This is a genomic window from Parabacteroides sp. CT06 (assembly GCF_002257605.1).
GTDB classification, from domain to species: Bacteria; Bacteroidota; Bacteroidia; order Bacteroidales; family Tannerellaceae; genus Parabacteroides; species Parabacteroides distasonis.
The window spans coordinates 103,815-128,655 of the sequence record NZ_CP022754.1 but is presented as its reverse complement, the minus strand read 5'-3'; the positions used below and the strand labels follow the sequence as shown (position 1 = coordinate 128,655).

Sequence of the window (24,841 nt, the reverse complement as noted above, 5' to 3'; positions counted from 1 at the left end):
AAAAGAACACTGATAATCAACACATTAAAAACGCCATTACCTTGTCCAGAAAACACGTACGACTTTTACAAAAAACACGTACATGTTTTCTCGGAAACACGTACGTGTTTTTCCAGAAGCAAATTCCGGTCAAAAGCAATAAAGATTCTGATAAAGCCATTATCTTTGTTTTAAAATCAATACATAACCATGATGAGACACTTAAAGTACTTGGCTTTTGTAGCATGTCTGGGAAGTCTTTCCCCAGCCTTCGCGCAAAACGCCTCTAAAAGCCTAACAGTTGATGACCTGATCACTTGGCAACGAATCACGGACCGGGAGATCTCGGACAACGGAAAATGGGTAGCTTGCAAGATGGAACCTTGGGAAGGTGACGCTACCGTTTATTTGTATGCGGCCCAAGGGCAAGAGACCGCCACTTTTTCTCCGGCCGATAAGTTCGCATTCTCCGCTTCCTCGGGTTATCTGGTTGTCACGCAAACACCCGGAAAGTCCACGGTAGATTCCCTGAAAATATTGAAGACGAAAGAGGACAAGATGCCGATGAACACCTTGGTAATCTATTCCGTCGCCGGTAAAAAGGAGACGATAGACTCCCTCAAAACCTTCAAATTAGCGGACGAAGCGGATTGGATCGCTTATCAAAGAGGCCGGAAGGACTCCACGTTGTACGTCCGTTCGCTGGATGGAAGCAAGACCTTCCAGTTCCCGACCGTAACGGATTTCCAATTCGCCAAGAAAAGCGGTATGCTATATTACACGAGCGCAGCGGAAGGAGAAGCAGGTATATTCACCTTGAACCCGGAGAAAGGAAGTCCGGCGCTCATCAAAGAGGGAAAAGGCGTATTCAAACAAACCACGTTCGACGAGAAAGGGGAACGGCTAGCTTTCTTATATTGCGCCGACAAAGATTCTTCTTACAAAGCGTTAAGCTTATGGTTATCCGAGCATAACGCTCCCGCAAAAGAAATCGCCACCCGTGGAAACAAGGCTTTCCCCGCTGAATGGGTAATCAATGAGAACGGGATGCTTCAATTCTCGAAATCTGCTTCCCGTCTGTTCTTCGGTACCTCACCGGAGCCGAGGCAAAAAGACACGACCCAACTAGCCGAGAATCGTCCGAACGTACAGGTTTGGAGTTGGGATGAGCCCGTACAATATACCGTACAGAATTATAACAAGGAAAAAGACTTAAAGAAAAGCTATCAAGCGGTTTATAATCTGGGCAACGGCTCTATCTTCCAATTGGCGAATGAGGAATTACCGAATATCCAATTGGGTAACGAGGGTGACGCAGCCTTGGCGCTCCTTTCCACTTCCCGTCCCTATTCTTTGTCTTCCATGTGGGAGGCCCGCACACGCAGCGACTATTATACCGTATCGCTGGATAACGGAGAACGTAAGCAAATCGCCAAAGCGGATTATGGCCGTTTCCGCCTCTCCCCACAAGGTAAATATGCGTATTGGTATGGCGAGACGGATAGTTGCTGGTACACGATCGCCTTGGCGGAAGGTAAGCAATATCGCCTAACCACCCCGGAGAGTTTCCCGGCTTGGGACGAGGAGAACGACGTACCTGATTATCCTTATGCGCATGGAGCCGCCGGCTGGACCGCGAACGATCAAAGTCTCTTGATCTATGATCGTTACGACATCTGGAAATTCGATCCGACCGCAGCTACCTCACCGATCAACCTGACCGTGAACGGAAGGAAGGAGAAACTGTCCTACCGCTTGGAACAACTGGATAAAGAGGCTCGCTTTATCGACCTCGGAAAACCGCAATTATTAAAAGGATTCAACGAGACCACGAAAGGATACGGATTCTATAACGCACGCCTCTCCGCTCCAGCAGCCCCGAAGACCTTGCTGGCAGGCAACTATATGTTGCGATCTATCAACAAGGCGAAGAATACGGACGACGTGATCTATACGATGGAAACCTTCCAGCAATATCCGGATATCCACTATTCTACCTTGGCGTTCAAGAAATCCGTGCAATTGACACATGGAGACAAGCAGCAGGAAGGTTTTATCTGGGGTACCGCCGAGTTGGTATCATGGATTTCCTTGGACGGCCGTCCACTGGAAGGTGTCGTTTATAAGCCGGCGAATTTTGATCCGAACAAGAAGTACCCGATGATGGTAAACTTCTACGAGCGGAATTCGGAGACTTTATATAATTACCGCATGCCGGAACCGCATCGTTCTACGATCGATTATCATTTATACAATAGCAACGAATATATCATCTTCAACCCGGACATTCGCTATGTAGATGGTTATCCGGGAGAAAGCTGTTACAATTGCCTGATGCCGGGTGTCACCATGATGATCGCCAAGGGATATATCGACGAGAAAGCGATCGGTGCGCAAGGACATAGCTGGGGTGGTTACCAAGTGGCTTATCTGGCGACTCGCACAGACCTATTCTCCGCTATCGAGTCCGGGGCGCCTGTCGTAAATATGTTCAGCGCATATGGTGGTATCCGCTGGGGATCGGGTATGGCCCGCTCTTTCCAATACGAGCATACACAAAGCCGTCTGGCCGCTACGCCATGGAGTTCTCCGCTTCGTTATCTGGAGAATTCCCCGTTGTTTACGATGGATAAGGTACAGACCCCGATATTGATCATGCACAACGACGCCGACGGCCATGTGCCTTGGTACCAAGGTATCGAGTATTTCGTTGCCATGAAGAGGCTAGGCAAACCTTGCTGGTTATTGAACTATACTGGCGAACCGCACTGGCCCACGAACATGGCGAACCGTATCGACTTCCAACGCCGCATGTTCCAATTCTTCAACCATTACCTGAAGAACCAGAAGATGCCTAAATGGATGTCCGAGGGCGTACCTGCCGTAGAGCAACCGTTTGAGTTGGGGTATTGATCAGACAATTACAGCTTCATACGAAACTCGGTACGGACACCGGGTAAGGAATCAACGGTTAAATCGCCGCCATGCAAGCGCATTATGCGGTGGGAGATACTGAGGCCGATGCCGCTACCACCGGACTTCGTAGAGAAGAAAGGCGTAAAGATAGCAGACAATAGTTCAGGAGAAATACCGGGGCCATTGTCTGTTATAGTTATATATACCCTACCATCTGTCTTCAAGGCTTCTACGGAGACGATACCATCCGCTTGCCCCTCTATCGCCTGTAATGCGTTACGGATCAAATTAATCAGAGCCAACACGATCAAGTTTTGGTCCACACGTACCGTTAAAGCTTCCGCAGAGGAGAAACAAATACGGTCGCTACCCGGCTCGGCACACAACAACCGTTCCATCTTCCGAAATAAAAAGATTATAGACACCTCGGTTCTTTCCGGCTCCGGGAGATGCGTCAGACGATGGTAAGAATCCAAGAAGGCGGATAAATTTTGCGCTTGCCCATGAATAACCTCCAAACCCTCCCGTAATTGCTCCGGAGTATATGTATCGGAATATTTCAATAGGTCAGCAGACAAGGAACGGATTGGCGTAATCGAATTACGAATCTCATGCGTCAGTACCCGCAAGATACTCTCGTAATATAAACGCTTCTCTTCCATCTCACTCTGGTTTTGACTGAATAGGAGGATAATCCGGTTCATTTCCGTATACAAATCCTTTACAAAAGGATCATTCGTTTTATCTGGGTACCGCAAAGCTGTATCCCCATTACGAACCGACTCAAAGAAGGTAGCTATCTTACGGTTTATACCGTTCATCCACCGGATTAGTAACAGAGTTATCAACAGGATAATACACAGACATACAAAGGATAAGAAGTAAGAGGTACCGGTTATCAACAATACGGACCCAAGTAACGCGAGAAACACGATCAAGGAGACGATTCCTATAATCTTCAAGTATAAACTCCGGTTAACCATAGCTACTCTCCTTATAATCTACAATCCGTATTTCCGCATCTTATTATAAAGGGTCTGGCGGCTAATATCCAATTGTTGAGCCGCAAGCGTCAGGTTCCCTTTCTTTTCTTTCAATACCTCGGCGATAAACTGCCGCTCCATATCCTCCAACGTACAAGGATGAGAGGCTTCTGCAAGCTCCTCCACATAGAAATCATCGGCATCCAAACGGCATTTATCCACAAGTAAGACCGTACGTTCGACGATTTGCTGCAACAAGGCCAAATCACCCCGTCCGGCCATATCGGATAACTTATCGACCGCCTCCGCTGTCAGACGAGGCAATGGTTTCGCATAAGCCTCCGTATATTTCTTTAGCAATGCATTAATAAGAGATTCGGCCACAGATGAAGCCTTATCTGTATTTGATTCCATACGGTGTTCCCACACATGGACAAGGGTTTGAATAAGTTTCTCGTTATCCCAAGGTTTCACGATAAAGTCCGAGGCTCCCCTTTTAAGGGAAGATACAGCCAACTCGATATCCCCAAAAGCGGTTATCAAGATAACGGCCGGAGGATTCTTAAGCTCCAAAATACGATCCAACCAGAAAAGCCCTTCCCCACCGCTTTGCTTTCCAGCGCCGAAGTTCATATCCAGTAAAACCATATCTACATCTCCATTCCGTAAAAGGGCAGGCAATAGAACAGGAGATGATACGGTAACGATCGTCTTAAACTCATGGGACAGGATCGTCCGCAGACTTCTCAATACCGCCTCATTGTCATCTACGACTATAATCTTCGCGTTACGCATGAAGCCTCCTCTTTTTTCGCACGCAAAGATACGATCTTTTCCCGGCTCTCAGTGTCCAATATTTAGACAAATCCAGTCCTTTACGAACGTTTCCTCCGATTTTATTTGCCATATTCCACGCAACCGGATAGCTTTGAACCAACAAACAGATAAAACCATGGAATCCATATCTCTAAAACTTATATTCCGTAGCTGGTGGCGAAACAAGACGTTCGCCGTCATTTCCTTATTGAGTCTGGCGGCAGGCATCACTTGTACCAACCTACTGATCTCATACGTCATTTATGAATCTAGGATAGAAGCCCATAATCCCAATAAGTCGCATATCATCTATATGGCACAAGACTCTCCCTTGACCTCCGGAGAGAAAGTATCTTTTATTAAAGGGAAGATCCCTGTGCAGCTAAAAGACCAATACCCTGAAGTTGAGGATTATTTACGACTGAACATAGAGAATGCCGCCTCCATCACGATAGGAGAAAAGCACTTCGACCCAATCTCGATCGTCAGAGCAGATCCCTCCTTTCCTCGCTTTTTCCCTTACAAGGTAGTGGCAGGAGATATAAACAAGGCATTAACCCAACCAAACGCAATTGCGTTGACCGAATACCAAGCGAAGATATTCTTCGGGAACGAGGATCCTATCGGTAAAACCTTTTCGGCAAAGTACACTTATGAGAACGAGACGATTACCTACGAGGTCGCCGCCGTTATCAAAGAGTACCCTCAATCATTCTTGAAGTTCAACGCATTGGCAGGTACTACCTCCCAATTCAATGGCGGCCCTACCTTATTACTGGTAAACGATCTCTTCAACATTGATACGTTCACTCAAAAACTAAAGGATGATAAGGTACCTACTTTCAACGGAACCGGACAGTATTATTTCTATACCCTCCAAGAGAGTTATTTCCAAGAGCAAACCTATACACAAGAATACATCCCCTATATCCACCGAAACCAGAAAGACTTACTGTACGTTGGTTTGTTCTCAGCCATCCTAATCCTCGTGATCGCCTGTTTCAATTATGCCAACCTAAGTTTCTCCCGCATTTTGCAACAAGTAAGGATGATCTACACCCAGAAGGTGATGGGAGCATCGGCTGGGCAAATCCATCGCCAGCTATTCTTGGATACTTTCCTTACCGTGCTGATCGCTTTCTTTTTATCCTTGTTACTTACACTAGATTTCCTGCCGGCTTTCAACCAGATCGTTTCCGGACGTATCTCCTTGGGATTTTTCTTTAGTGGACAGGTCTTACCTGTGATCGTGGCACTCATCCTAGCTCTATCCATTATCCCCTCATTATATATGAGCCATAAGATCAACTCCCTTTCCCATTCCGAGTATAAATCATTCACCACCGGTACCCGGAAGCGGACAATCATAAGCGGGCTCTCCATCTTACAATTCGCCATCTCAATAGCTCTGGTATTCGCCACGCTAACCGTACGGCAGCAACTAACGCTCACTCAGACAAACGGTGAACGTTACCGGGACCTCATCGAAATAGCCGACTGGAGTGGGAACCATATACAGACCTTCTCTGAAGAGATCCGGCGTTATCCTTCCATAGAAGAGATGTGCCTTTCGAGAAGCGGGATCATACAGTTCAACTTGCGGACAATGGTCTTGAAAGACGAAAACGGAAACGAACTAAATTATACGCTAGGCCAATACGAAGGTGATAGTACTTTCCTAAAGGTTATGAAGATAAACATTCTTCAAGGGCTCTCAGAGCGAGAGGCTCTAAAACAATACAGCACACCCGTCTATATTAACGAACAATACGCACGTTTGCTCGTGCCCAAAGGCGAGAATCCCGTGGGTAAGCCTGTCCGCCTTTACGACACTGAATTCGGGAAGATGGAAAAGGAGGGAGAACCGATAGCGATTATAGCAGGGATCGTGGAGAATCTATATACAGGAACCTTACGACAAGAGGTTTACCCTAGCTTGACCTACCTAACGCATACTCCCCCCTATAACCTCGTCCAAGTCCGACTGAAAAAGGAGCATAGAGCCGAGGCTCTAACGTTACTGCAACAAACATGGGAAAAGATCAATCCCAACGTACCTTTCGAATACCAAGATATATACGAGGAATTTATGTTATCTAACCGAAAAACGATCGAACTGGCACATTTGCTCATCATGTACTCGATCATCAGCCTCCTGCTAACCGCCTTCGGATTATTCGGCATGGCTCTCTATGCCATCCAGCAGCGTACGAAAGAAATCGGTATCCGTAAGGTAAACGGGGCTACGGCCGGGGAGATCTTGTATCTATTAAATCGTCGGTTTATCGGCTGGGTAGGGATCGCTTTCGCAATTGCCGTTCCTATCACGTGGTATTCGCTGAGTTGTTGGCTGGAGAATTTCGTATATCGGGTGGACATATCCATAGGAACATGCCTGCTGTCCGGCGGTATCGTATTGATGGTTACGCTACTGACCGTAAGCAGGCATAGTTATAAGGCGGCATCCCGCAATCCCGTAAATGCCTTACAAAGCGAATAGCGAAAAGGAATATTTTGGATACTCACCTCAGTGTCTTCTCATCAAGGAATGCATCACAATCATCATACAAATTGAAAACCAATTCCTCGGGAATTACCGACCTTGACCGCCACGTTTCGATGGAGGAATAAAAACGTTCGAATAACTCCTCCTCCAATCGCTCGGTTTGCTGCATATACCCATTGCCGCTTAGATTGAAAAGTAATTCCCAATGGAAATAACTTTCCGTATTCGTCCCCCGATGATAACTGTAAATCTTATCCCGAAGCATGTTCGACGCGTCACATAACGGAGCATGTTTATTTTGATCGACAGTTAACGCCTTGGGCAACTTCTTATCGGCGCCTTTCAACCAAACCGGAACCGCAGGAGTAACCGGTGGGTAACCGATAACCGTCCACATCGTAGTGAACGAAGCATCCTCGTCCGGCCGTACACCTTGAATAGCCACAGCGCAAGAGGTACTTCTACGAGCGATAAAATCCTGCTCCGCAAACCAACCGAAAGTCTCTGGCTTATTTTGTTTTCCATCTTTCAAGTCGATACCCATCAAAGGATTATGGAACGAGCGAGATAAATGGGACCGCACACAATTCTTCAAGTTTTCCGCATCGCGATTTTTCCACATAATCGGACGTCCGTCAGGTGTTACCTTGCCAGAAATGATAGCCGACGTGCAAGCATTGGCAAATTCCATGGCTCCTGATAAAACAAGAGCCATGAGACACAATATATTTCGTTGCGTACTCATCCGACAACTACATACATTTGTTATAAAACAACGCATTCATGAACAACTTACTAGTTCCAAAGAAGTAAGAACGGAAATTCATATCATCAGCAAAAACAATCACCTTACCGCTTCTATAAGGTTTCACCATTATAGCAGGCTCCTCTCTCAATAGGTTCGCATTATCCGCCGACAAGAATCCCGACAACAAGGGCTTTTTGGTATAATATAAAGGCGAAACATATGGATCCCTATCTTTCTGGAAAATGATATCATTCGTTTTTATAACAGCGATCTCATCTTGATCAAGTCCCCAAGCTAGCGGATGCGTCTTATCCAAATGACAATTCAGAATTACCCCTTTGATCAACTTTCCGGCTTTTGCTTCCGCCTTATCCGCAAAAGAACGATAAACCGATAAGCTGTCCGCCTTTTCAAGCAATGTTTCCTTTGTCTTTAAAGAGATAAGCCCTTGTTTGCTAGCCCATGCGCTAGCCTTTCCGGTAGCGATCAACACTCCTCCGGCAGCAACCCACTCCTTCAAGGCAGTCTCGGTACCCTTAGTTAGATTTGGAACACCATTAGCCAAAATGATAACATTGTAAGCCTTCAAGTCCTTGCCTGTCAAAGACGGGTTCTCTATCAATACCGGACGCATCTGAAAACGCTTATCCAACAAGAACCAAATCTCACCCGATTCCGGGATACTTACGCCACGTCCTACCAACATAGCCACTTTCGGCTGCTCCAATGGTTTAAAAGCCGGGCTGCCAAAATCCACATCAGCCATCAATCCCGTGTTGGCCGAATAGATATCCACTCCCGTATTTTTCGCCAACTCATCCAATGTCGCATAGAGCACATCCGAAGGAAGCGGCTGATTATGCGTCAATACCTGGTAGGTACCATAGCCCATCGTCCATTCTCCCTCTTCGTTCTTAAATTGGAACGGACGGTTGGTCGCACTGACCCGAATCCCCTTACGCTGCAACTCATAGACAACCTTAGGCGCATAAAACTCCCGGTTCTCAAACACATACCCCACCCGGCTTTCCCCGCCGATGAGCCGTCCTTGCGGAAAATCATTTCGCTCAATCCGATCACCCATCAATCCGGCGACACTCTTCACCGGAGCACACTCCAAGTTAAACGCATGCGGGAACGTCCATGTAGAGATATCATAGAAAGTACTATCCGTATATTCTAAACAATCCTCCATAAGCACCTTAACCATCGTACTGTATTTTTGCGCCACCGGAATGACATAGGCTGAACCTTTTTGGAACTCCTTGTTACCTGCGGCTTGATAGTCCTTCGCCAACTGATAGACCTCGATATGATGACGGGCCATATTCTCCAAGAAATGAAAAGCGACAGACTTAGATCCGCGTGTATCGAACACATAGCCCTGTACCGCCTCCTTCCGCGCCTCAGAAGCCGTACGTTCATAATATTCCTTCTGATAAGCCAGCAAACGGGTACGCATCGCCTTGGCCGCTTCCAGCGTAGCGCAAGAGGCTAATGCCTGATTCCGGATCGTCCAGCCAAAGGTCCATTCCCCGCTCGGGGTATTACGCAAATGTCCGCGCGTGGAACCTTGCTCATATAGCAGGCAAACGGATCCATGCGCATCTCCATAAGCAGCCCCTTTTCCGTAATAGAAGTCATCATAACCCTCCTTCGAATAATAAGTCGTCCCAATCCGATCGAGTGCCTTTGCCGTATAAGAAGAAATCTCGGCTGTCAAGTCTTGATTAAGCTGGGGAGTAAACGGATGGGTACGCTTAGGATGTCCCGGACTGAAATAATAAGGACGTAACGCCCCTTGCTCATGTTGATCCACGACCACATTGGGCAACCATTCAAAATATCCATTTAAGCCATTGATCCCCTCGGGATGTTGTGCCATAAGTAAGTCGCGATTACAATCGATCCAATAATGGTTCGTACGACTGGAAGGCCAAGGCTCGGTAAACTCACGTGATTTTATATCGCTAACATTCGTGAAACTTCTAGAGGAATTCACCCACGACGCAAACCGATTGATTCCATCCGGATTGGCTCCGGGAGTCATCACGACAATCTCTTGGTCTAGTAATTCCTCGATCTCAGGCCCTTGTGCCGCCGCCAAATGATAGGCAACAGCCAACGAAGCGTTCACACCCGATGCCTCATTTCCATGAATGCTATAAATCAAGCTTACGATCACAGGCATGTCGTCTATCACTATGCTTCTCGATTTCGCCACGTCGCTCAACTTTAAGTGCTCCTCCTTCAGTCGATCTATATTCTTTTGGTTCTCGGCCGAAGTAAACACGACCTCTATAAAAGGACGGTGCTGATAGGTACGCCCCGTCTCCCTAATCGTGACACGGTCGCTGCATCGCGCCAATGTTCTCATATATTCCACTACTTGATCCCATCCGGCATGTTGTTCTCCAAGCTGGAATCCCAAGATTTTTTCCGGGGTAGGAACCTGAGGGTCATAAACCTGAGAACCTTCCGGCAAGAAATACGTCAAATCATAAGGATACTCATCCGCTTGTGGTTGAGCAAAAACACCTGTCGCCAAGAAGATTGGCAACAGGCACATTAAAAAAAATCTTCTCATAACTATTTATTTACTTTATGGATTCGGTTCGCAAAGCGGATTCAGTTGAGTCTCCTTATCAGGAATAGCCCATTGCCAATCCCTATGTCCGGCCGGACGATATCTGTTCCCGTTACCCGTCACCGTTCCATCTCCATACATATTGTAATTAGAAGCTTCTGGATCCACCACTTTAGGCATTGCGTCTTTGTTCCAATATTCAATCAAACCATTCGGGAAAACCTCAGGACGAGGAGCCGGTCCACGGTCCAAATCCATATTCAAACGTTTCAAGTCGAACCAACGGAAACCTTCCCCCCAAAGCTCTATGCGACGTTGAGTCATCACCTCTTCTATCAAGTTTTCGCCCGTTTTCGTAGACAATGTATACTCCGGATCCCGATGACTTGCCAGCGGATAAAGAGCCTGAGCCGCTTTGCCTGGCTCCCCAGCACGTGCATATCCCTCCGCCATGATCAACATCATCTCCGGCAAGCGCATGAAAGGAACATCCCGGCCACCTTTCGTCGTAGGATCCGATACGATAAACTTATTGGCCATATAATTAGCATACGCTTTACTGTTACACTCCGCCCGGATCGGTCGCGGAAGAGTATTGGGATCGGTCGCCCTCGGAAACCAAATTCCTTTACGCACATCGGTATCACTGATCTTGTCGTATAACTTATTATAAATCGCACGAGGGGTATTGCCATTATACGAAATGATCTCATTCGACATATATCCATGGAAGTGAGTCAAGTTCGGAGCTTGCTGCAACAAAGGATTCGATCCCCACAACCATTCTGTATTTGATTGATCGCTAAAACGATCATTCAATGTCGTATAGGTATCATCTTGCAATTTGGCTCCTGATAGATCAACGACCAATTTAGCCATTTCAGCCGCTTCCAACCATTTACCTTGCGTCAATAAGATACGAGCCTTCAAACCGCGAGCCACGTGCAAATCAATATGCGACTTATTAGTCCGTTTCTCCTCCGTAGCACCCAATAATTGGATCGCCAAGTCGATATCCTCATTGATCTGCGTATACACCTCCTCTACAGAAGCTCTCGCTCTCGGCTCCGTTGAGTTATCGTTACGAATTACCACACCCAATTGCGTGTTATCGCCCTCTGCCTTATAACGGCCGCCATACATCTGTACCATCGTGAAATAGGCGAAAGCCCGGTAAAAATGGGCTTGCCCCTTGATATAATTCCTCTCGCTCTCCAAACCTTCCGCAGCATCGATATTATCGATAATCATACTACTGTTAGAGATAAAATATTGCAACAAGCGATAAAAATGGGTCGCGCTACCGATCGTCGCATTCCGATGGCTCGACCATTGAGCCTGCTTTTGGAACTGCGCATTGCTGTACGTATATACCAAATCATCCCCCATCACCTCATACCAAATCATCAACATATCGTAACCGCCATAAAAAGCCGAACTAGACAGATCACCCGTCCACATCAATTTATGCAAGCCATTTACAGCCAACATAGCCGATTGGGTATCATTGAACACTGCTTGCTCATCCACCGTTTGTGTGGAAGTTGTCTCCAAAAAATCCTCCTTGCAGCCATTGAATAATACCACAAGAGATAGCAACACTACTATATATATATTTTTCATATTGAACATGATTTAAAAAGTAAGATTCAAACCAAAAGTAAATACTCTCGCAGGCAAATAAACATCCGCATTACCACTATATCCTGAGAATATGTTTGAACGAGGGAAAATACCTTTTCGTTTCGTCAGCAAGAATAGATTCTCTCCTGACGCATATACCCGGAGTCCTTGCATGGAAACCTTCTCCAGCCATTGCTTCGGCAGATCATAGCTCAAAGTAGCGGAAGCCAACTCCAACATATTCGAGCTGATCAACCAACGAGTAGAAGTTCCCGCATTCATATTCGTATCTGCGAAATCCTCGATGCGAGGCACATTCGTGACATCGCCCGGTTTCTGCCAACGATTCAAGATATCCACATGCTTGTTGGAAGTCAAGGATGCGGATCCTGAAGGCTGTGTCATCAAATCAGAATATCCTACATCATACATCTTGCCACCTAGCTGGAAGTTAAACAACAGGCTTAAAGAAAGATTCTTCCAAGATACGTTCGTATTAAGACCTCCCGATACCTTCGGTGTAGATTCTCCGGCCCAATCATAAATGGCCTCATTCACGTTAGTCGTATATGTTTTTCCATCCACCTCTACCAGGTCGACAGACTCCACCGTCAGTTCCGGATCCGGCACATAGATAGAGTTTCCGGTAGCAGGATCTACTCCCGCCCACTGGCGAAGATAAAACTCATAGCGCGAATGTCCCTCTTCCACCCGATGTACTCCGCTGTTATAAGGTTCTACCGGCAAAGAGGTAATCCGATTTTTCAACCATGTAGCGTTAATTCCCACAGACCACGTCCAATCCTTCGTCTGGATGATTCTTCCGTTCAAATCAACTTCCACACCTCGATTGTACATCGTACCTGCATTCTTATATGCGCTGGTAGTACCCGTATCCGGTGCTTGCGGGATCGAGAACAATAAGTTGCTGGAACGGCGATCGAAATACTCTACACTACCCGACAAACGGCTTTTAAACAACTCAAACTCTAACGCCACATCGCCATTGCGAGACACCTCCCATTGCAAATCCTTATTACGAACGACACGTTGCTGGATATAACCGGCCTCCAATCCGTTCATGGCCTGCTCGTAAGCCGCTTGCCACGCATAGTAGCTACCGATGGCATCATTACCCACCTCACCGTAAGCGACACGCAACTTCAGCAAATCGATGAAATCAAGATCTTCCATGAAACGCTCCTCGTCAATACGCCAACCAGCTCCTACCGAGAAGAATGTACCCCAACGGGAATCCTTGTAAAAGCGGGAGGATCCGTCGCGGCGCACGGATGCAGAAAGGAAATAACGGCTGTTATAGTCATAGTTCGCACGGGCAAGGAATCCCTCCGTCTTGTAGGTATTCGTATAAGAGTCTTGCTCGTCCGGCACCGAATAATTGCTGAACTCAAAGTTGCCATTATGGATGGTCTGGTTTTGCATGGAGCCTTTCAGGTAATTGTACTCATAATCATAACTCTCATGTCCTAATAAGACATCGACATGGTGATTGCCGAAATTCTTTGTATAGGAGAGCAATTGGTTGAACGTCCAAGTTGTCTCAAACGAAACGGTCTTCGTGCTTGACCCCACCTCAGTCTTCTCCGGATAATAGATACTGGCCGAATGCCCTAAACGAGAGCTTGTTCCCACGGCTCCGTTCACCGTAAACTTGAAATCATTCAAGAAACGGATCTCCGCATACAATTTCGCGTTCAATTGATTCCGCTTGTATCCGTTGCTGATATTTTGCAACTCAATAGCCGGGTTATTACCAGAGATATACGCACGCGAAGGCGCTTCCACACCCTCCTCGATCGTATAGGCCTGACCGAAGTCGTACACTTTATTACCATTGGCATCCAGCACATATTCTTTGGTACGAGGATCGTGTACATGGATCGGATAGATCGGTCCGATATAGCGAGTGAATCGGAAAGGGTTGTTGTTATTTCCCGAAGCTTGCGACTGCTGCCCTTCCGCCTTGCTGATATTCCCAGAGAGCGTACCGCCAATCTTCAAGAACGAGGTGATCTGCGAGTTAACATTCGTATTCAAGGTATATCGGTCAAACTTCGATCCGATGATATAACCACCTTCCGTCAGATAACCGGCGGAAAGATAATAATCCGACTTATTATTACCTCCGCTCACGCTCACGCCTATATCCGTACGGCTGCCCGTGCGCTGGATAGCGTCTTCCCAATCGGTATCATCCGCCCACATGAACGTAGCGTTCGGGTTAAGCACACCGTTCGCATCCACGACCTGATCGTCCGGCACGTTAAACGGATTGAAGCCCAGCGTTCCTGAAATCAAGTTTTGAGCGGCTGCCATTCCCGCTTGCTCTGGTGACGCACCACCACTTATCAACTGGTTGCGTGCGCTCTCCCAATATACTTTCAAATAATCATTCACGCCCAATCGTTCATAATCCTGACTTTGCCGATTCGTGAATCCTTGGTTGATTTTCACATTCACCGACATACGATCCTTACTACCCGTCTTGGTGGTTATCAAGATAACACCATTACCACCTCGTGCGCCGTACAGAGCTGCAGATGAGGCATCTTTCAAAACAGACATACTCTCTATATCATTGGGATTGATACTACTGATACTCTGATCGTAGGGCATACCGTTAAGTATAATCAAAGGGGTATTCGTCGCAGAAATAGAGCCCAATCCGCGAATATAGATATCCGAATCTGAACCGGGCTGACCACTGGCTGAGGCTACTTGCACACCCGGCGTAGATCCTAGTAAGGCTGAAGTTGCCGATGTAACAGGACGAGCCTCTATCTTCTCTGACTTCAGCAAACTGGCAGATCCAGTAAACGTACTTTTCTTAGCCGTACCATAAGCCACGACCATCACCTCATCCAATGTTTCCGAATCATCCTCCAGAAGTATCATCATCTCTGATTTGATCGGAAGCGTTTGCGAAGTCATGCCAACAAAAGATACGGTAAGCGTACGGGCATTTGCCGGCAAGTTGTCCAATGAGAAACGTCCCTCCACATCTGTAATTGTACCGATTGTTGTACCTGTCACAACAATATTAGCACCAATGACCGGCTCGTTATCAACTCTTTGCAAAACACATCCTGCAACTTTCCGGGATTGTTGTTCAATGCCATTTAAATAAGAAGTAGGCAAAGCCTCGGCAGAAACACTACCTGCCACTGAAAAAGCCAATAAAAAATGAGCTAAAAGCACGTTTTTAAAAGTCAAACAACGAATGCATCCTTTTAGTCCGTGCATATTGTCAAAAAGATTCATAATAATAGTTTTAGATTTTAATTTATCAAACACAATAACATCCGCAAGATCAGAATAAATATTATAACATCAAAGTAGGAAGCTCATTTTATTTACATTCTCGTATAAATAACACATAAAAAGTAGCGAATTTTCGTGAACGTACTCCATAGAAACAAGCCTGCTATCCGGCGGTATCGTACTGATGGTTACGCTACTGACCGTAAGCAGGCATAGTTATAAGGCGGCATCCCGCAATCCGGTAAACACCTTGCGAAGCGAATAGCGAAGAGGAATATTAAACTCTATTCGCCCATTGGCAATTTACTTAACTGAGATATCGCCTGTAAATTGGAATAATCGTATTGGTAAAGGCCATCATCGGCGATCATCATCAAGGTGTTCTTAAAAGGGATTACATCGTAACCCTCCATACCTGCATAATGAACAAGCTGATTAGCCAGCAAGGTCATAGGATCTTTCGCATTGAAGACCTTTAACCCTTCGTCACAGAGGAATAAAGTACCGTTATCGATACCTAATCCTTTCGGACATTTCATGCCATAAGCAACCAGCAGGTTCGGTTGGTCCACATCACTTACGTCTATGAGCATCAGTTCATTGGTATTTTGCCCGCAAGTATTTCCGGAATGCACGGTCACATACGCTAAGTCATCCTCCACGACAACCGGATCACAACCAAAGACATGACTTACGGAAGAACGATACTTAGGCGCTAACGGATCTTCCAGCGAATAGATCAACATGCCGGTCGGAGTTCCCATGAACATCTTATCTTTATAGTTGAAAAGAGTCTCGACACCACGTTGCAACCAAATGTCGTTTGTCGTCAAGACAGGCTTGTCTCCAGACAGGTCGAAAACACACATGATATTCTGTTCTACCGTATATAAGTACTTACCATAAATAGAAAAACGAGCCATAGATCCATTCACTCCCTGCATGGAAGCACCCGGGGCCGCATCGTTCGCCATCAGATCACCGCCATAACTCGGATAATGGTAAATGGTTTCCTCCCGTTCCTTCGGCTCCCAACCAACCACGACACCTTTCGCTCTCGCTTCCTCCGAATAACACATATTATAATCGAACCCATAGCCATTCTCTATGGTCGGAAGCGCATAACGGAAAGCGTTCTCCACACGACCTTCCAATTCAGGTCTCTCCGGATCGGAGATATCGAACCAGACCAGATCCACATACGAATCCGCATACAATTTATCATCCTTGATCGAGAGATCCTCGTTACCGATCAATTCTACAAAGCCCGCTATCCGGGGAGATGCCGGATTCCTGTTATCCACGATATGGATGCCCTTATCCGGGGAAGAAATATACAGGTAATCCTTATAGAAACAGATCTTACCCCGCTTGGTGATTGGCACCACCTCATCCGTCACCTTCACTGAATTCCGAAACTCGGAGATCGACATGAATACCGGTTCGTTGATAGCATACCGCACGACCTCCACTCTCACTCCATCATCCTTGCATCCCATTAAGACGCAAAGGCTAAAGGCAAACGCCCAATAAAAAAGTTTCCGCATAATTATAATAGATTTAATCATTAAAAAGCATATCGTATACCTGCGCTCAACCCAAATCCCAACGGCTTGTCCGTACGGATACTAGCCGGTTGATCACAGTCAAAATAATGGGAGAAGCGAGGCTCGAAATAGAGGCTCCAATCCCCATAAAAACGATAAGCAGCACCGACCGAGGCATTCACGGACCATTGCATACCATGGATATCCTCCTTTTTGCTCTTGGAGATAGTCGTTCCGTTTCCGGCGATATAGCCACTATACACGGCCTGCAAGCCCTTCTCCATCATAAAGCCTCCGGAGAGATAGACATTCCATCGCTGATTCTTCCATAAATAAACCACCAGATTCAAGGGAATACCCAGATAATGCAAAGACGATTTCACCTCTGACGGGCAATCCCCTCCCCTCTTGAATGTAGTGGATAAATACGTATACATCAATCCACTTTCCACCGCTATACGCCGGCTCAAATCCTTCCGTACCGTAAAACCGAAAGATATCGGAAGGGAATAGCTAACGTCCGGATAAGATTCGAACGAACGATTATCCAAGAAGTTCTCATCCACCTTAGAACTCCGTAATACCGGGGCATTACGAAATGAGACCGTTTGGGAAGGCGTATTGCCATTCTCCTTCTCATCATCGTCTTTATCCGGCTTATCCGGATCAGGATCTTGGGAAGGAACATTCATATCTCCCGGAGAAGAAACATCACCATAACTCATATCCGTATTTAAAAAGCTATCTACATAACCACTAGAGCCAACGGCGGCGGCCAATAACCACTTATTCCGTTTACTCTTCTTGGCTTTCTTTTTCAAAGAGGCTTTTCGTCGGGGACTCCGTTCGCCTTCCGGTAGAGGAACCGTAGAGTCACCTCGCTTAACGACTATGTCCGTCGAATCCTCGGACGCATCCTCCTTCGCAGACGGTTCTTCTACGATAGCCGCAATCGCATCCTTCTCAATAATCTCGATAGTCTCACACTTCTCATCCTCCCGGATCGTTTCCTTTTCCCCGACAATAGCGGAAAGCTTAGCCTTTTTTTCCCATTTCAGCACTTTCGCTATACGTTTCTTTACAGGCTCTACAGGTAAAACGGGATGCTCCGGAAGAATATTCATTTCCTCCGCTTTCTCCGATATCTCTTTCTGAAAGGGGCTCAATTCCTCCAATGGCATCTTCTCCGGGGAAGGTAGCAGCCAAATAACCAAGGCCAGCACTGCGGCGGCGGCCAAGCCTCTCGTCCACAACCAACCCCGTGATCTCGCTCTTCGGTTCATCCGGGCCTCCACCTCATCCCAGCCGCCAGCATCTACCGGCAACCGGTGCTCTTCCAAGCGCTGCCGCATATAGCCGCTGAAATCATCCAGCCGTTCGTTATGATCCTTATCGTCCCGCATTTTCATGCCTTATTAAAGATTGTACACTCTTTTGCAAAGCGTTCCTCGCCCGGATAAACTGGGAACGGGAAGTCGCCTCCTGTACATGCAGCATCTCGGCGATCTCGCTATGCGTATATCCCTCTATCGCATATAAGTTGAAGACCGTACGATATCCCGGCGGCAATTGGGCCACGCAAGCCAACAAGTCATCTGCCGATAAACGGTCTAATACGGAGTAGTTGATATCTTCCAAACTGTCGTCATAGCCATCCAAACCTACACTTAGCCTCGTGTTCTCTGAAGACCGGAGATATTCAAGAGCCGTAGTGACAAAGATCCGCCGTATCCATCCCCCGAAAGCCCCGGAGCCGGAATACGACCGGATCTTCGTAAATATCTTCACGAACCCGTCCTGCAGAAGATCACGAGCCGTCTCCCTGTCACCCACGTAACGCATGCAAACACTCATCATGGCAGGAGCATATTGCTCGTACAATTCCTTACGAGCCCATGATTCGCCTCGCATACATCCATCGATTAACAGTTGTTCATCCATAAGTACTTATGCTCTCTATTATATGGATGAAATAGGTATCCTAAAAGTTGCATCTTATTCAAAAAAAAGTTACCTTCACATCAAAAATAGGAGGAGAGTGTATGAGACGAGGATTATTTATATTCATGGCATGGATATGTGTCGTTGGAATTCAGGCACAGTCTGACTTTTCGTTTATTTTAAATAAAGAAGGTAAAATCATCGTCCTGCCTAAAAACAAGACGTATGAGTTGAACATCCCGAAAGCCTCTTATAAGACATTTACCCCTGCGGGGACACGGGATATCGATATTAAACTGCGGGAGTTCACGCCCGATATTCCCCATACGTCCCTACAAGAGCGTCCGATGGATATGCAGATATCTTCCGCCGCCTATCAGCCGTTCTTTAACGTATATACCCCGATGCTTCGGGAGGTATCGCCTATGGCGTTGGATTTCAATGAGACTTATATGAAACGGCTAAACGAAAGTTTCGATCTTATCGCTAACGGTGTTCAATATACATGGCCGGGAGTCGGAGGCATGACGATCATGAACGGGGGTATTTCTTGGCACAGCGGCAATTGGAGTCTTTATGGCGGAGGATTCGGTGGTCGTTTCTTTAGTCCCTTCAACCCTAGTCCCGGAATAACAGCCGGCGCAAACGTACAAGTGGAATATCAACCTACGGACTGGTTGAAACTGAAAGGATGGGGACAATACGCTTATTACGCCGACGAGTACAACAATCCCCATATGCTTAGGAATCCCTTTTTCTATCATACCCAAGTGGGCGGCTCAATGGAGTTCAAGGTTACTGATAATTTCTGGATGGGAGCCGGTATCAACTATGAATACAACCCGGTACGACGGAAGATGGAACCACAGTTCCTAGTCTATCCCGTCTTCAAATCGGGCCGCTTCAAGATTGGAATGTGAGGAAGACGCTATTTCCGTCTCAAACATTCCTACATGGCAACTGCCTAGGATACCGACACCACCGTCTATATTGCTAAATACACGGATCGGTTCGGCCAGACCGCCATCGATCAAAAGGTTCGAAACTGAATCCGTGTCTTTATCTTGCAAAACTTTCAGATATCGATAGTATTCCGCCGAGATAGCATATAGGTGTACCCGTAGGTGCTTGGGTGGAATCGGAAGAAAATCTTCCTCATTTAGATCTTCTATCCCTATCGAATCCGGGACTACTTTTAGCGGATATGATCCATAATAAGGTTCATAATAATACTCATCCGTTAAGTGCAAGGTATATTCTTGCCCGTTTATTAACTCATCAGAAAAGACCTTCCCATCATACCCATACATCCAGTCATTGCCAAAGATTTGATCCAAGGCTGTCAACGATTGACCAAAAACAGGTTCAGTCGCATAGTTTGGACTCACCGAGAACCATTTATATTCTCCTGTATATTCCTTAGCTATTCCATCAAAAACAGGAATGCCCTCTTCCATACGGAGTAAATAATAATTCTCCTCGGCAGGGTTATCTTTGAGTGTTACCTGATAAATCGCATTCTGGCGAGCAGAACCAAAAGAGCCAGCTACCGTGGCATAGGTTACCCCCGCTTTCAAGACCCGGGCGGGCGCTGGCATGACTGTCTCGGCGCTTGCCACACCATATTCCGGATAAGAAGCTTCCACACGGATACGATCCCCTTTCACCGGTATAAAATCAGACTTAAAATACCCTTTCGTGTTAAATGCCTCATCCCCCTCCTGAAAGCTCATACGCTCTTTAAAAGCGCCATTCACGAATAAATTCACCTCGGCTTTATCCAAAGTCACGTTCGGATGATCATCCGTGAAAAACCAAGTACGGGAGACACTTACGGTTAAGGGTTCGCCGGTTATAGCGACACAGTTCACCACCAAAGTGGGATCCGGCCGTAAGGATTCAAGATCGATCTCCTTGATGCAAGACATCAAACCAAACAGGCTTACTATACAAATCGTATTTATTAAGATACTCTTTATCTGTTTCATCTTCCTAGAATTTATAAGTATATGATATGGAAGGTATGATAGGCATAATACCTATCAACTTAAAACAAGGTTTTGTTTTACCGTTATAGGGAGAAGAAGAACCCGGGACTAAGTTATTCGTTCGTTCCCAGTTATCACTTTTATAGACCATAAACGGATTCATCCGGCTATATACATTATAAATACTGATATTCCAGATGCCCATTCGCCCCTTCTTCTTCGGACGGTAAATATTAAGTCCCAAATCCAGACGATGATAAGCCGGCATCTGGTAATTATTACGACGTGTATACAAATCCACCACTTCCCCGGATGGTTCCCACCAGTTATTCATCTTGTATTGGTTGGAAATAGTAAGCGTACCAGCTTGCTCATAACTCTCCAACGACAAGGTCATGCGATTGCCGGAAGTATACGTCCAAGCAGCTGTCAGCTCCACCTTTTCCGATAGTTTATGCGATACCACGATATTCAGCTTATGCCGGTTATCGTAACGTGCCGGAAAGCGTCGCCCGTTATCGATCTCATCGAAACGCCGATCCGACCATGAAAGCGTATATCCTATCCAACCGGTCGTACGTCCGCTTTCCTTGCGAGCCAAGAACTCCACGCCATACGAACGCCCCTTACCGACCGCCATTTTTTCCTCCCAAGCCGCCGTACCGGGCAAGAAGGAATAGCCGTCTTTATAATCCAACAGGTTCTTCATCCATTTATAATACCCCTCTACCGAGAAACTATAAGAACGCATCAGATTATAATAGAAACCAGCGGAGACTTGATCACTGATTAAAGGTTTCAACTTACGGGTAACAGGCATCCACGCATCCGTCGGCAAATTTATATAACTGTTGCCCAATAAATGGATATATTGCCCCATACGGGCGTATGAGGCTTTGAAGCTAAGATCGTCACGTAGCAACCATCTCAAGGAAGCGCGAGGCTCCAATAAGGTATAAGCCTTCCGCTCCACATTGAACAGGCTAAACCGAATCCCCGCATTCAAACGCAAGCTAGGTAAGACATTCCAATCATCCTCTCCAAAGATAGCCGCCTCACGGGCCCATAGCAGATCATTTGTATATATTTTCCCTATATTCGAAAACTCCAGCATACCGGAACCGGCTGCTTTCACCTCATTATACTCCGGGCGGAAACGGTGCATCAAGAAATCCCCTCCAAAACGAATCACATGCGACGTAGAAGGCGTGTAATCAAAAGAGGAACGGACGCCCATATCCAAGATAGAGGTAGAACTACTCGTTTCCGATGAAGAAGAGAGATAATTATCTTCTCCTTCCACACCATAATTATATTCTTTTGAACTCCGTACATTCGAGCGATACCGTGAAAAGACCCCGGAAACCCGTCCGAACAAACGGTTATTGAAGACATAAGTCCAGCCCAAGGTTCCCATCAAATTACCCCAACGCAGCGATGAATGGGTACCATCCGTATAAGGGACTTGCTCTTCTTCTGTTGAGAAATCCGTTCCCCCTCCTTTTAATACATCATTCCCGTTATATAAGCTGAAAAACATCCGGCTGCGATCGCTGAAACGATGATTAAGCTTTAAATTCAAATCGTGAAAAGCATAACGAAGATTTATTTTATGACCGTCTTTTCGAACCTTATTTGCTATCGCTATCGCTGGGGCAGAGAGTACATCCAGCCACGAGCGTCTAAGCGCTATCTGAAAAGCCGTGCGATCCTTGATGATAGGGCCTTCCAAGCTCAGATTACCGGAGATCAGCCCGATCGTAGCGCTACCATGGTACTCTTTCATATTGCCCTCTTTGGTATGGACATCTACCACAGACGAGAGTCGCCCGCCATATCTCGCAGGGAAACCCGCCTTGAAAAAGTCCAGATTACGGATCGCCTCCGGATTGAAAGCGGAGAATAGCCCGCCGACATGATTGATCTGGTAAACCGGATTACCGTCTATCAAAAACAGATTTCCATCTTGGTCGCCGCCACGAACATATAAACCGGCCAGTCCCTCTGTCCCACTGGCTACACCCGGAGTCAGTTGCAAGGTCTTCACGATATCGGACTCACCAAACAGGGTCGGTGTCGCCTTGATCGTCTTCTGGCTAAACTCCATCGTTCCCATCAAGGTGTTATTTACAGACAAACGATCCCGCTCCGAAGCCGTAACTACCACTTCCTCCAGACGGGCGTTCGGACGCAACTCAATATTTAACAAAGTATCCCTATCCAATTCCGTGAAATTAAAGGAACAGCTCTCATAGCCAATGTAAGAAGCATGCAAGCGGATATTCCCCGGCGGAAGCGTCAAACTGAAAAAACCATAGCTATTCGTAGCCGAGCCTTTCCGGCTGGCGACCTCATAAACAGAGGCTCCGATCAGAGACTCCGAGGACGCTTGGTCCCTCACGAAGCCGCTGATCGTTACCTGTCTCTGTCTACGCTTCAGAATCACGATCTTTCCACTCACCTTATACACGATCGGATACGACTCGAACAAGCGGGTCAAACAATCCGTCAATGCCTCATCTTTCACTTGGAAACTGATCTTCGGAAGCTCTTTCAACAAAGAAGACTCATACGAGAAGGTCACGCCCGCCTGTCTTTCGATCTCTGACAAGACCTCCGGCAACGAAACCTCCTTCATACGCAACGTAATCCGGGGATCATCCTTCGTCTTGGCTGATTGGGCCAAGAGGTCTGGAACAGGCATAAAAATCATCCAGCAAAAAATGGCCATAAGCCATTTATTCATCCACTCTGTCATCATTCTACTTTATTGAGTTCATTGATAAGACAGGATCTCCCGGAAATACCCCTATCAAGGAAAAGCCTTTTTTTCATACCTCGTGAACTTACCGCTTCATGATGTATGAACCGGCAAGCACAGGTCGTCAACGCAGGATGGGCTTATCCATCCCAAGGATTCCAATAAGGAGGCACCGTGTCTCTCGGCATCGTGATACGCAATTTATCCTCTTGATATCCGGCGACAATCCCAAAGCCGTTCTCCACATTCGAATACGTATCGGCAGGCTCTATCAACGCCCCGAAATTCGCATCGCCGATCGTGATAGAGTAGCCCCTCATAATCTTCATATATCGATAATAATCCTCGGAGATAGACAACAGGCGCACATCGTAATGAACGTCCATAGAAAGGGTATCACTCTCATACGAGTATTCAACAGGAAAAACAGAAACCTTAATAGCATTCGTATTAACCAGATCCTCCCCTCTAAATACGCCCATACAGTAACGCCCATCCATCTGGCTCGTGATAGGACTACCTCCAAAAGACTGGAAAACAGGATCCTCATAATCCACGCTAAAACCAGAATAATACCAACTATATCCTCCTAAGCTACGGAAAGAGGTTACGGTACGGGTACTATCCCCCTTCCGGAAGTCCAAGATCTGCTCCACGATTAAACGATAATAGGAATCCGTCTCAACCCCGATTTTAACAGAGAAACGCAGATATTCGGCATAGTAGGCAGAAGATCGATAGGATAAGGTATCCACCTCATAAATCCGTGCCCGACCGGGGATACGAGTTTCCCCGGATACCGGCTCATACCCATCGGCCTCGGCCTCTATACGCAAACAATCCCCCTGTCTCACGAAACAACCGGGCAGAACATATTGCCCCCGTGAATGTATAGAATCTTCCGGCAGGTCATCATTGCGCATAAGACCTTGAAACTCATCATTGACATAGACACGGACTTTCGCGTCGGATAACTCAAAATCGGGAACGCTATCCATGATAAACCATGTTTTCGAGAGATGAGCACACACCTCCTTTCCGGGACATACCGATGCGTTCAGTACAATCCGATCCGGCAGATCCTCCAAATCAATCTCCACATCCCGAACGCAAGAGACCATCAATAATCCTAACACGAACAGGTAAGGTAAATATCTTCTCATA

Annotated in this window: 15 protein-coding genes; 3 read left to right on the top strand and 12 right to left on the bottom strand. The window is 46.5% G+C overall.

Annotated elements, in window-relative coordinates; all coding sequences use genetic code 11:
* Positions 1-189: 189 nt before the first annotated feature.
* On the top strand, positions 190-2,892 hold the full coding sequence (locus tag CI960_RS00405) for a prolyl oligopeptidase family serine peptidase (RefSeq protein ID WP_005859523.1): 2,703 nt from the start codon (positions 190-192) through the stop codon (positions 2,890-2,892).
* 8 nt (positions 2,893-2,900) lie between these two features.
* Here the strand turns inward: CI960_RS00405 and CI960_RS00400 are convergent, their stop codons facing one another.
* A complete protein-coding gene (locus tag CI960_RS00400; protein ID WP_005859524.1) occupies positions 2,901-3,878 on the bottom strand; it encodes an ATP-binding protein in 978 nt (325 codons plus the stop codon).
* Between the two features lie 18 nt (positions 3,879-3,896).
* Positions 3,897-4,673, bottom strand: coding sequence for a response regulator (locus tag CI960_RS00395; RefSeq protein ID WP_005859525.1), 777 nt, complete (start codon positions 4,671-4,673; stop codon positions 3,897-3,899).
* A gap of 157 nt (positions 4,674-4,830) precedes the next feature.
* Here CI960_RS00395 and CI960_RS00390 point away from each other — a divergent pair, with 157 nt between their 5' ends.
* On the top strand, positions 4,831-7,194 hold the full coding sequence (locus tag CI960_RS00390; RefSeq protein ID WP_005859526.1) for an ABC transporter permease: 2,364 nt from the start codon (positions 4,831-4,833) through the stop codon (positions 7,192-7,194).
* A 22-nt stretch (positions 7,195-7,216) separates the two neighbouring features.
* Here the strand turns inward: CI960_RS00390 and CI960_RS00385 are convergent, their stop codons facing one another.
* The 7 genes from CI960_RS00385 to CI960_RS00355 form a co-directional block, all read right to left on the bottom strand.
* Entirely contained in the window at positions 7,217-7,915 is a 699-nt protein-coding gene (locus tag CI960_RS00385) for a hypothetical protein (RefSeq protein ID WP_227211215.1), read from the bottom strand.
* Positions 7,916-7,952: 37 nt separating this feature from the next.
* The gene (locus CI960_RS00380) at positions 7,953-10,535 is read right to left on the bottom strand and encodes a M14 family metallopeptidase (RefSeq protein WP_005859528.1); all 2,583 of its coding nucleotides are present in this window, start codon (positions 10,533-10,535) and stop codon (positions 7,953-7,955) included.
* 15 nt (positions 10,536-10,550) lie between these two features.
* A complete protein-coding gene (locus CI960_RS00375; protein ID WP_005859529.1) occupies positions 10,551-12,158 on the bottom strand; it encodes a RagB/SusD family nutrient uptake outer membrane protein in 1,608 nt (535 codons plus the stop codon).
* A gap of 12 nt (positions 12,159-12,170) precedes the next feature.
* The gene (locus CI960_RS00370) at positions 12,171-15,440 is read right to left on the bottom strand and encodes a TonB-dependent receptor (RefSeq protein ID WP_094582166.1); all 3,270 of its coding nucleotides are present in this window, start codon (positions 15,438-15,440) and stop codon (positions 12,171-12,173) included.
* A gap of 284 nt (positions 15,441-15,724) precedes the next feature.
* Positions 15,725-16,987, bottom strand: a complete 1,263-nt coding sequence (locus CI960_RS00365; RefSeq protein ID WP_005859533.1) for an LVIVD repeat-containing protein — start codon at positions 16,985-16,987, stop codon at positions 15,725-15,727.
* Positions 16,988-17,007: 20 nt separating this feature from the next.
* A complete protein-coding gene (locus CI960_RS00360) occupies positions 17,008-18,390 on the bottom strand; it encodes a porin family protein (protein WP_005859535.1) in 1,383 nt (460 codons plus the stop codon).
* Positions 18,377-18,928, bottom strand: a complete 552-nt coding sequence (locus CI960_RS00355; protein WP_008772825.1) for an RNA polymerase sigma factor — start codon at positions 18,926-18,928, stop codon at positions 18,377-18,379. The genes CI960_RS00360 and CI960_RS00355 overlap by 14 nt, the downstream gene beginning before the upstream one ends.
* Before the next feature lie 101 nt (positions 18,929-19,029).
* On the opposite strand from CI960_RS00355, the gene CI960_RS00350 reads away from it, so the two are divergent.
* Positions 19,030-19,848, top strand: a complete 819-nt coding sequence (locus CI960_RS00350; protein ID WP_005859539.1) for a hypothetical protein — start codon at positions 19,030-19,032, stop codon at positions 19,846-19,848.
* On the opposite strand, the gene CI960_RS00345 is transcribed toward CI960_RS00350, so the two are convergent.
* The 3 genes from CI960_RS00345 to CI960_RS00335 all read right to left on the bottom strand — a co-directional run bounded on the left by CI960_RS00345 (position 19,801) and on the right by CI960_RS00335 (position 24,840).
* Positions 19,801-20,916 (bottom strand): DUF4249 domain-containing protein, encoded by a 1,116-nt coding sequence (locus tag CI960_RS00345; RefSeq protein ID WP_005859541.1) that lies wholly within the window; start codon positions 20,914-20,916, stop codon positions 19,801-19,803. The genes CI960_RS00350 and CI960_RS00345 overlap by 48 nt on opposite strands.
* Before the next feature lie 4 nt (positions 20,917-20,920).
* Positions 20,921-23,677, bottom strand: a complete 2,757-nt coding sequence (locus CI960_RS00340) for a TonB-dependent receptor (RefSeq protein ID WP_005859542.1) — start codon at positions 23,675-23,677, stop codon at positions 20,921-20,923.
* Between the two features lie 140 nt (positions 23,678-23,817).
* On the bottom strand, positions 23,818-24,840 hold the full coding sequence (locus CI960_RS00335) for a DUF4249 domain-containing protein (protein WP_005859544.1): 1,023 nt from the start codon (positions 24,838-24,840) through the stop codon (positions 23,818-23,820).
* Position 24,841 lies beyond the last annotated feature (1 nt).

Bases quoted from the DNA above. Each gene is read 5' to 3' on its own strand.
- CI960_RS00405 (WP_005859523.1), top strand. From the start codon at position 190: ATGATGAGACACTTAAAGTACTTGGCTTTTGTAGCATGTCTGGGAAGT.
- CI960_RS00400 (WP_005859524.1), bottom strand. From the start codon at position 3,878: ATGGTTAACCGGAGTTTATACTTGAAGATTATAGGAATCGTCTCCTTG.
- CI960_RS00395 (WP_005859525.1), bottom strand. From the start codon at position 4,673: ATGCGTAACGCGAAGATTATAGTCGTAGATGACAATGAGGCGGTATTG.
- CI960_RS00390 (WP_005859526.1), top strand. From the start codon at position 4,831: ATGGAATCCATATCTCTAAAACTTATATTCCGTAGCTGGTGGCGAAAC.
- CI960_RS00385 (WP_227211215.1), bottom strand. From the start codon at position 7,915: ATGGCTCTTGTTTTATCAGGAGCCATGGAATTTGCCAATGCTTGCACG.
- CI960_RS00380 (WP_005859528.1), bottom strand. From the start codon at position 10,535: ATGAGAAGATTTTTTTTAATGTGCCTGTTGCCAATCTTCTTGGCGACA.
- CI960_RS00375 (WP_005859529.1), bottom strand. From the start codon at position 12,158: ATGAAAAATATATATATAGTAGTGTTGCTATCTCTTGTGGTATTATTC.
- CI960_RS00370 (WP_094582166.1), bottom strand. From the start codon at position 15,440: ATGAATCTTTTTGACAATATGCACGGACTAAAAGGATGCATTCGTTGT.
- CI960_RS00365 (WP_005859533.1), bottom strand. From the start codon at position 16,987: ATGCGGAAACTTTTTTATTGGGCGTTTGCCTTTAGCCTTTGCGTCTTA.
- CI960_RS00360 (WP_005859535.1), bottom strand. From the start codon at position 18,390: ATGCGGGACGATAAGGATCATAACGAACGGCTGGATGATTTCAGCGGC.
- CI960_RS00355 (WP_008772825.1), bottom strand. From the start codon at position 18,928: ATGGATGAACAACTGTTAATCGATGGATGTATGCGAGGCGAATCATGG.
- CI960_RS00350 (WP_005859539.1), top strand. From the start codon at position 19,030: ATGAGACGAGGATTATTTATATTCATGGCATGGATATGTGTCGTTGGA.
- CI960_RS00345 (WP_005859541.1), bottom strand. From the start codon at position 20,916: ATGAAACAGATAAAGAGTATCTTAATAAATACGATTTGTATAGTAAGC.
- CI960_RS00340 (WP_005859542.1), bottom strand. From the start codon at position 23,677: ATGATGACAGAGTGGATGAATAAATGGCTTATGGCCATTTTTTGCTGG.
- CI960_RS00335 (WP_005859544.1), bottom strand. From the start codon at position 24,840: ATGAGAAGATATTTACCTTACCTGTTCGTGTTAGGATTATTGATGGTC.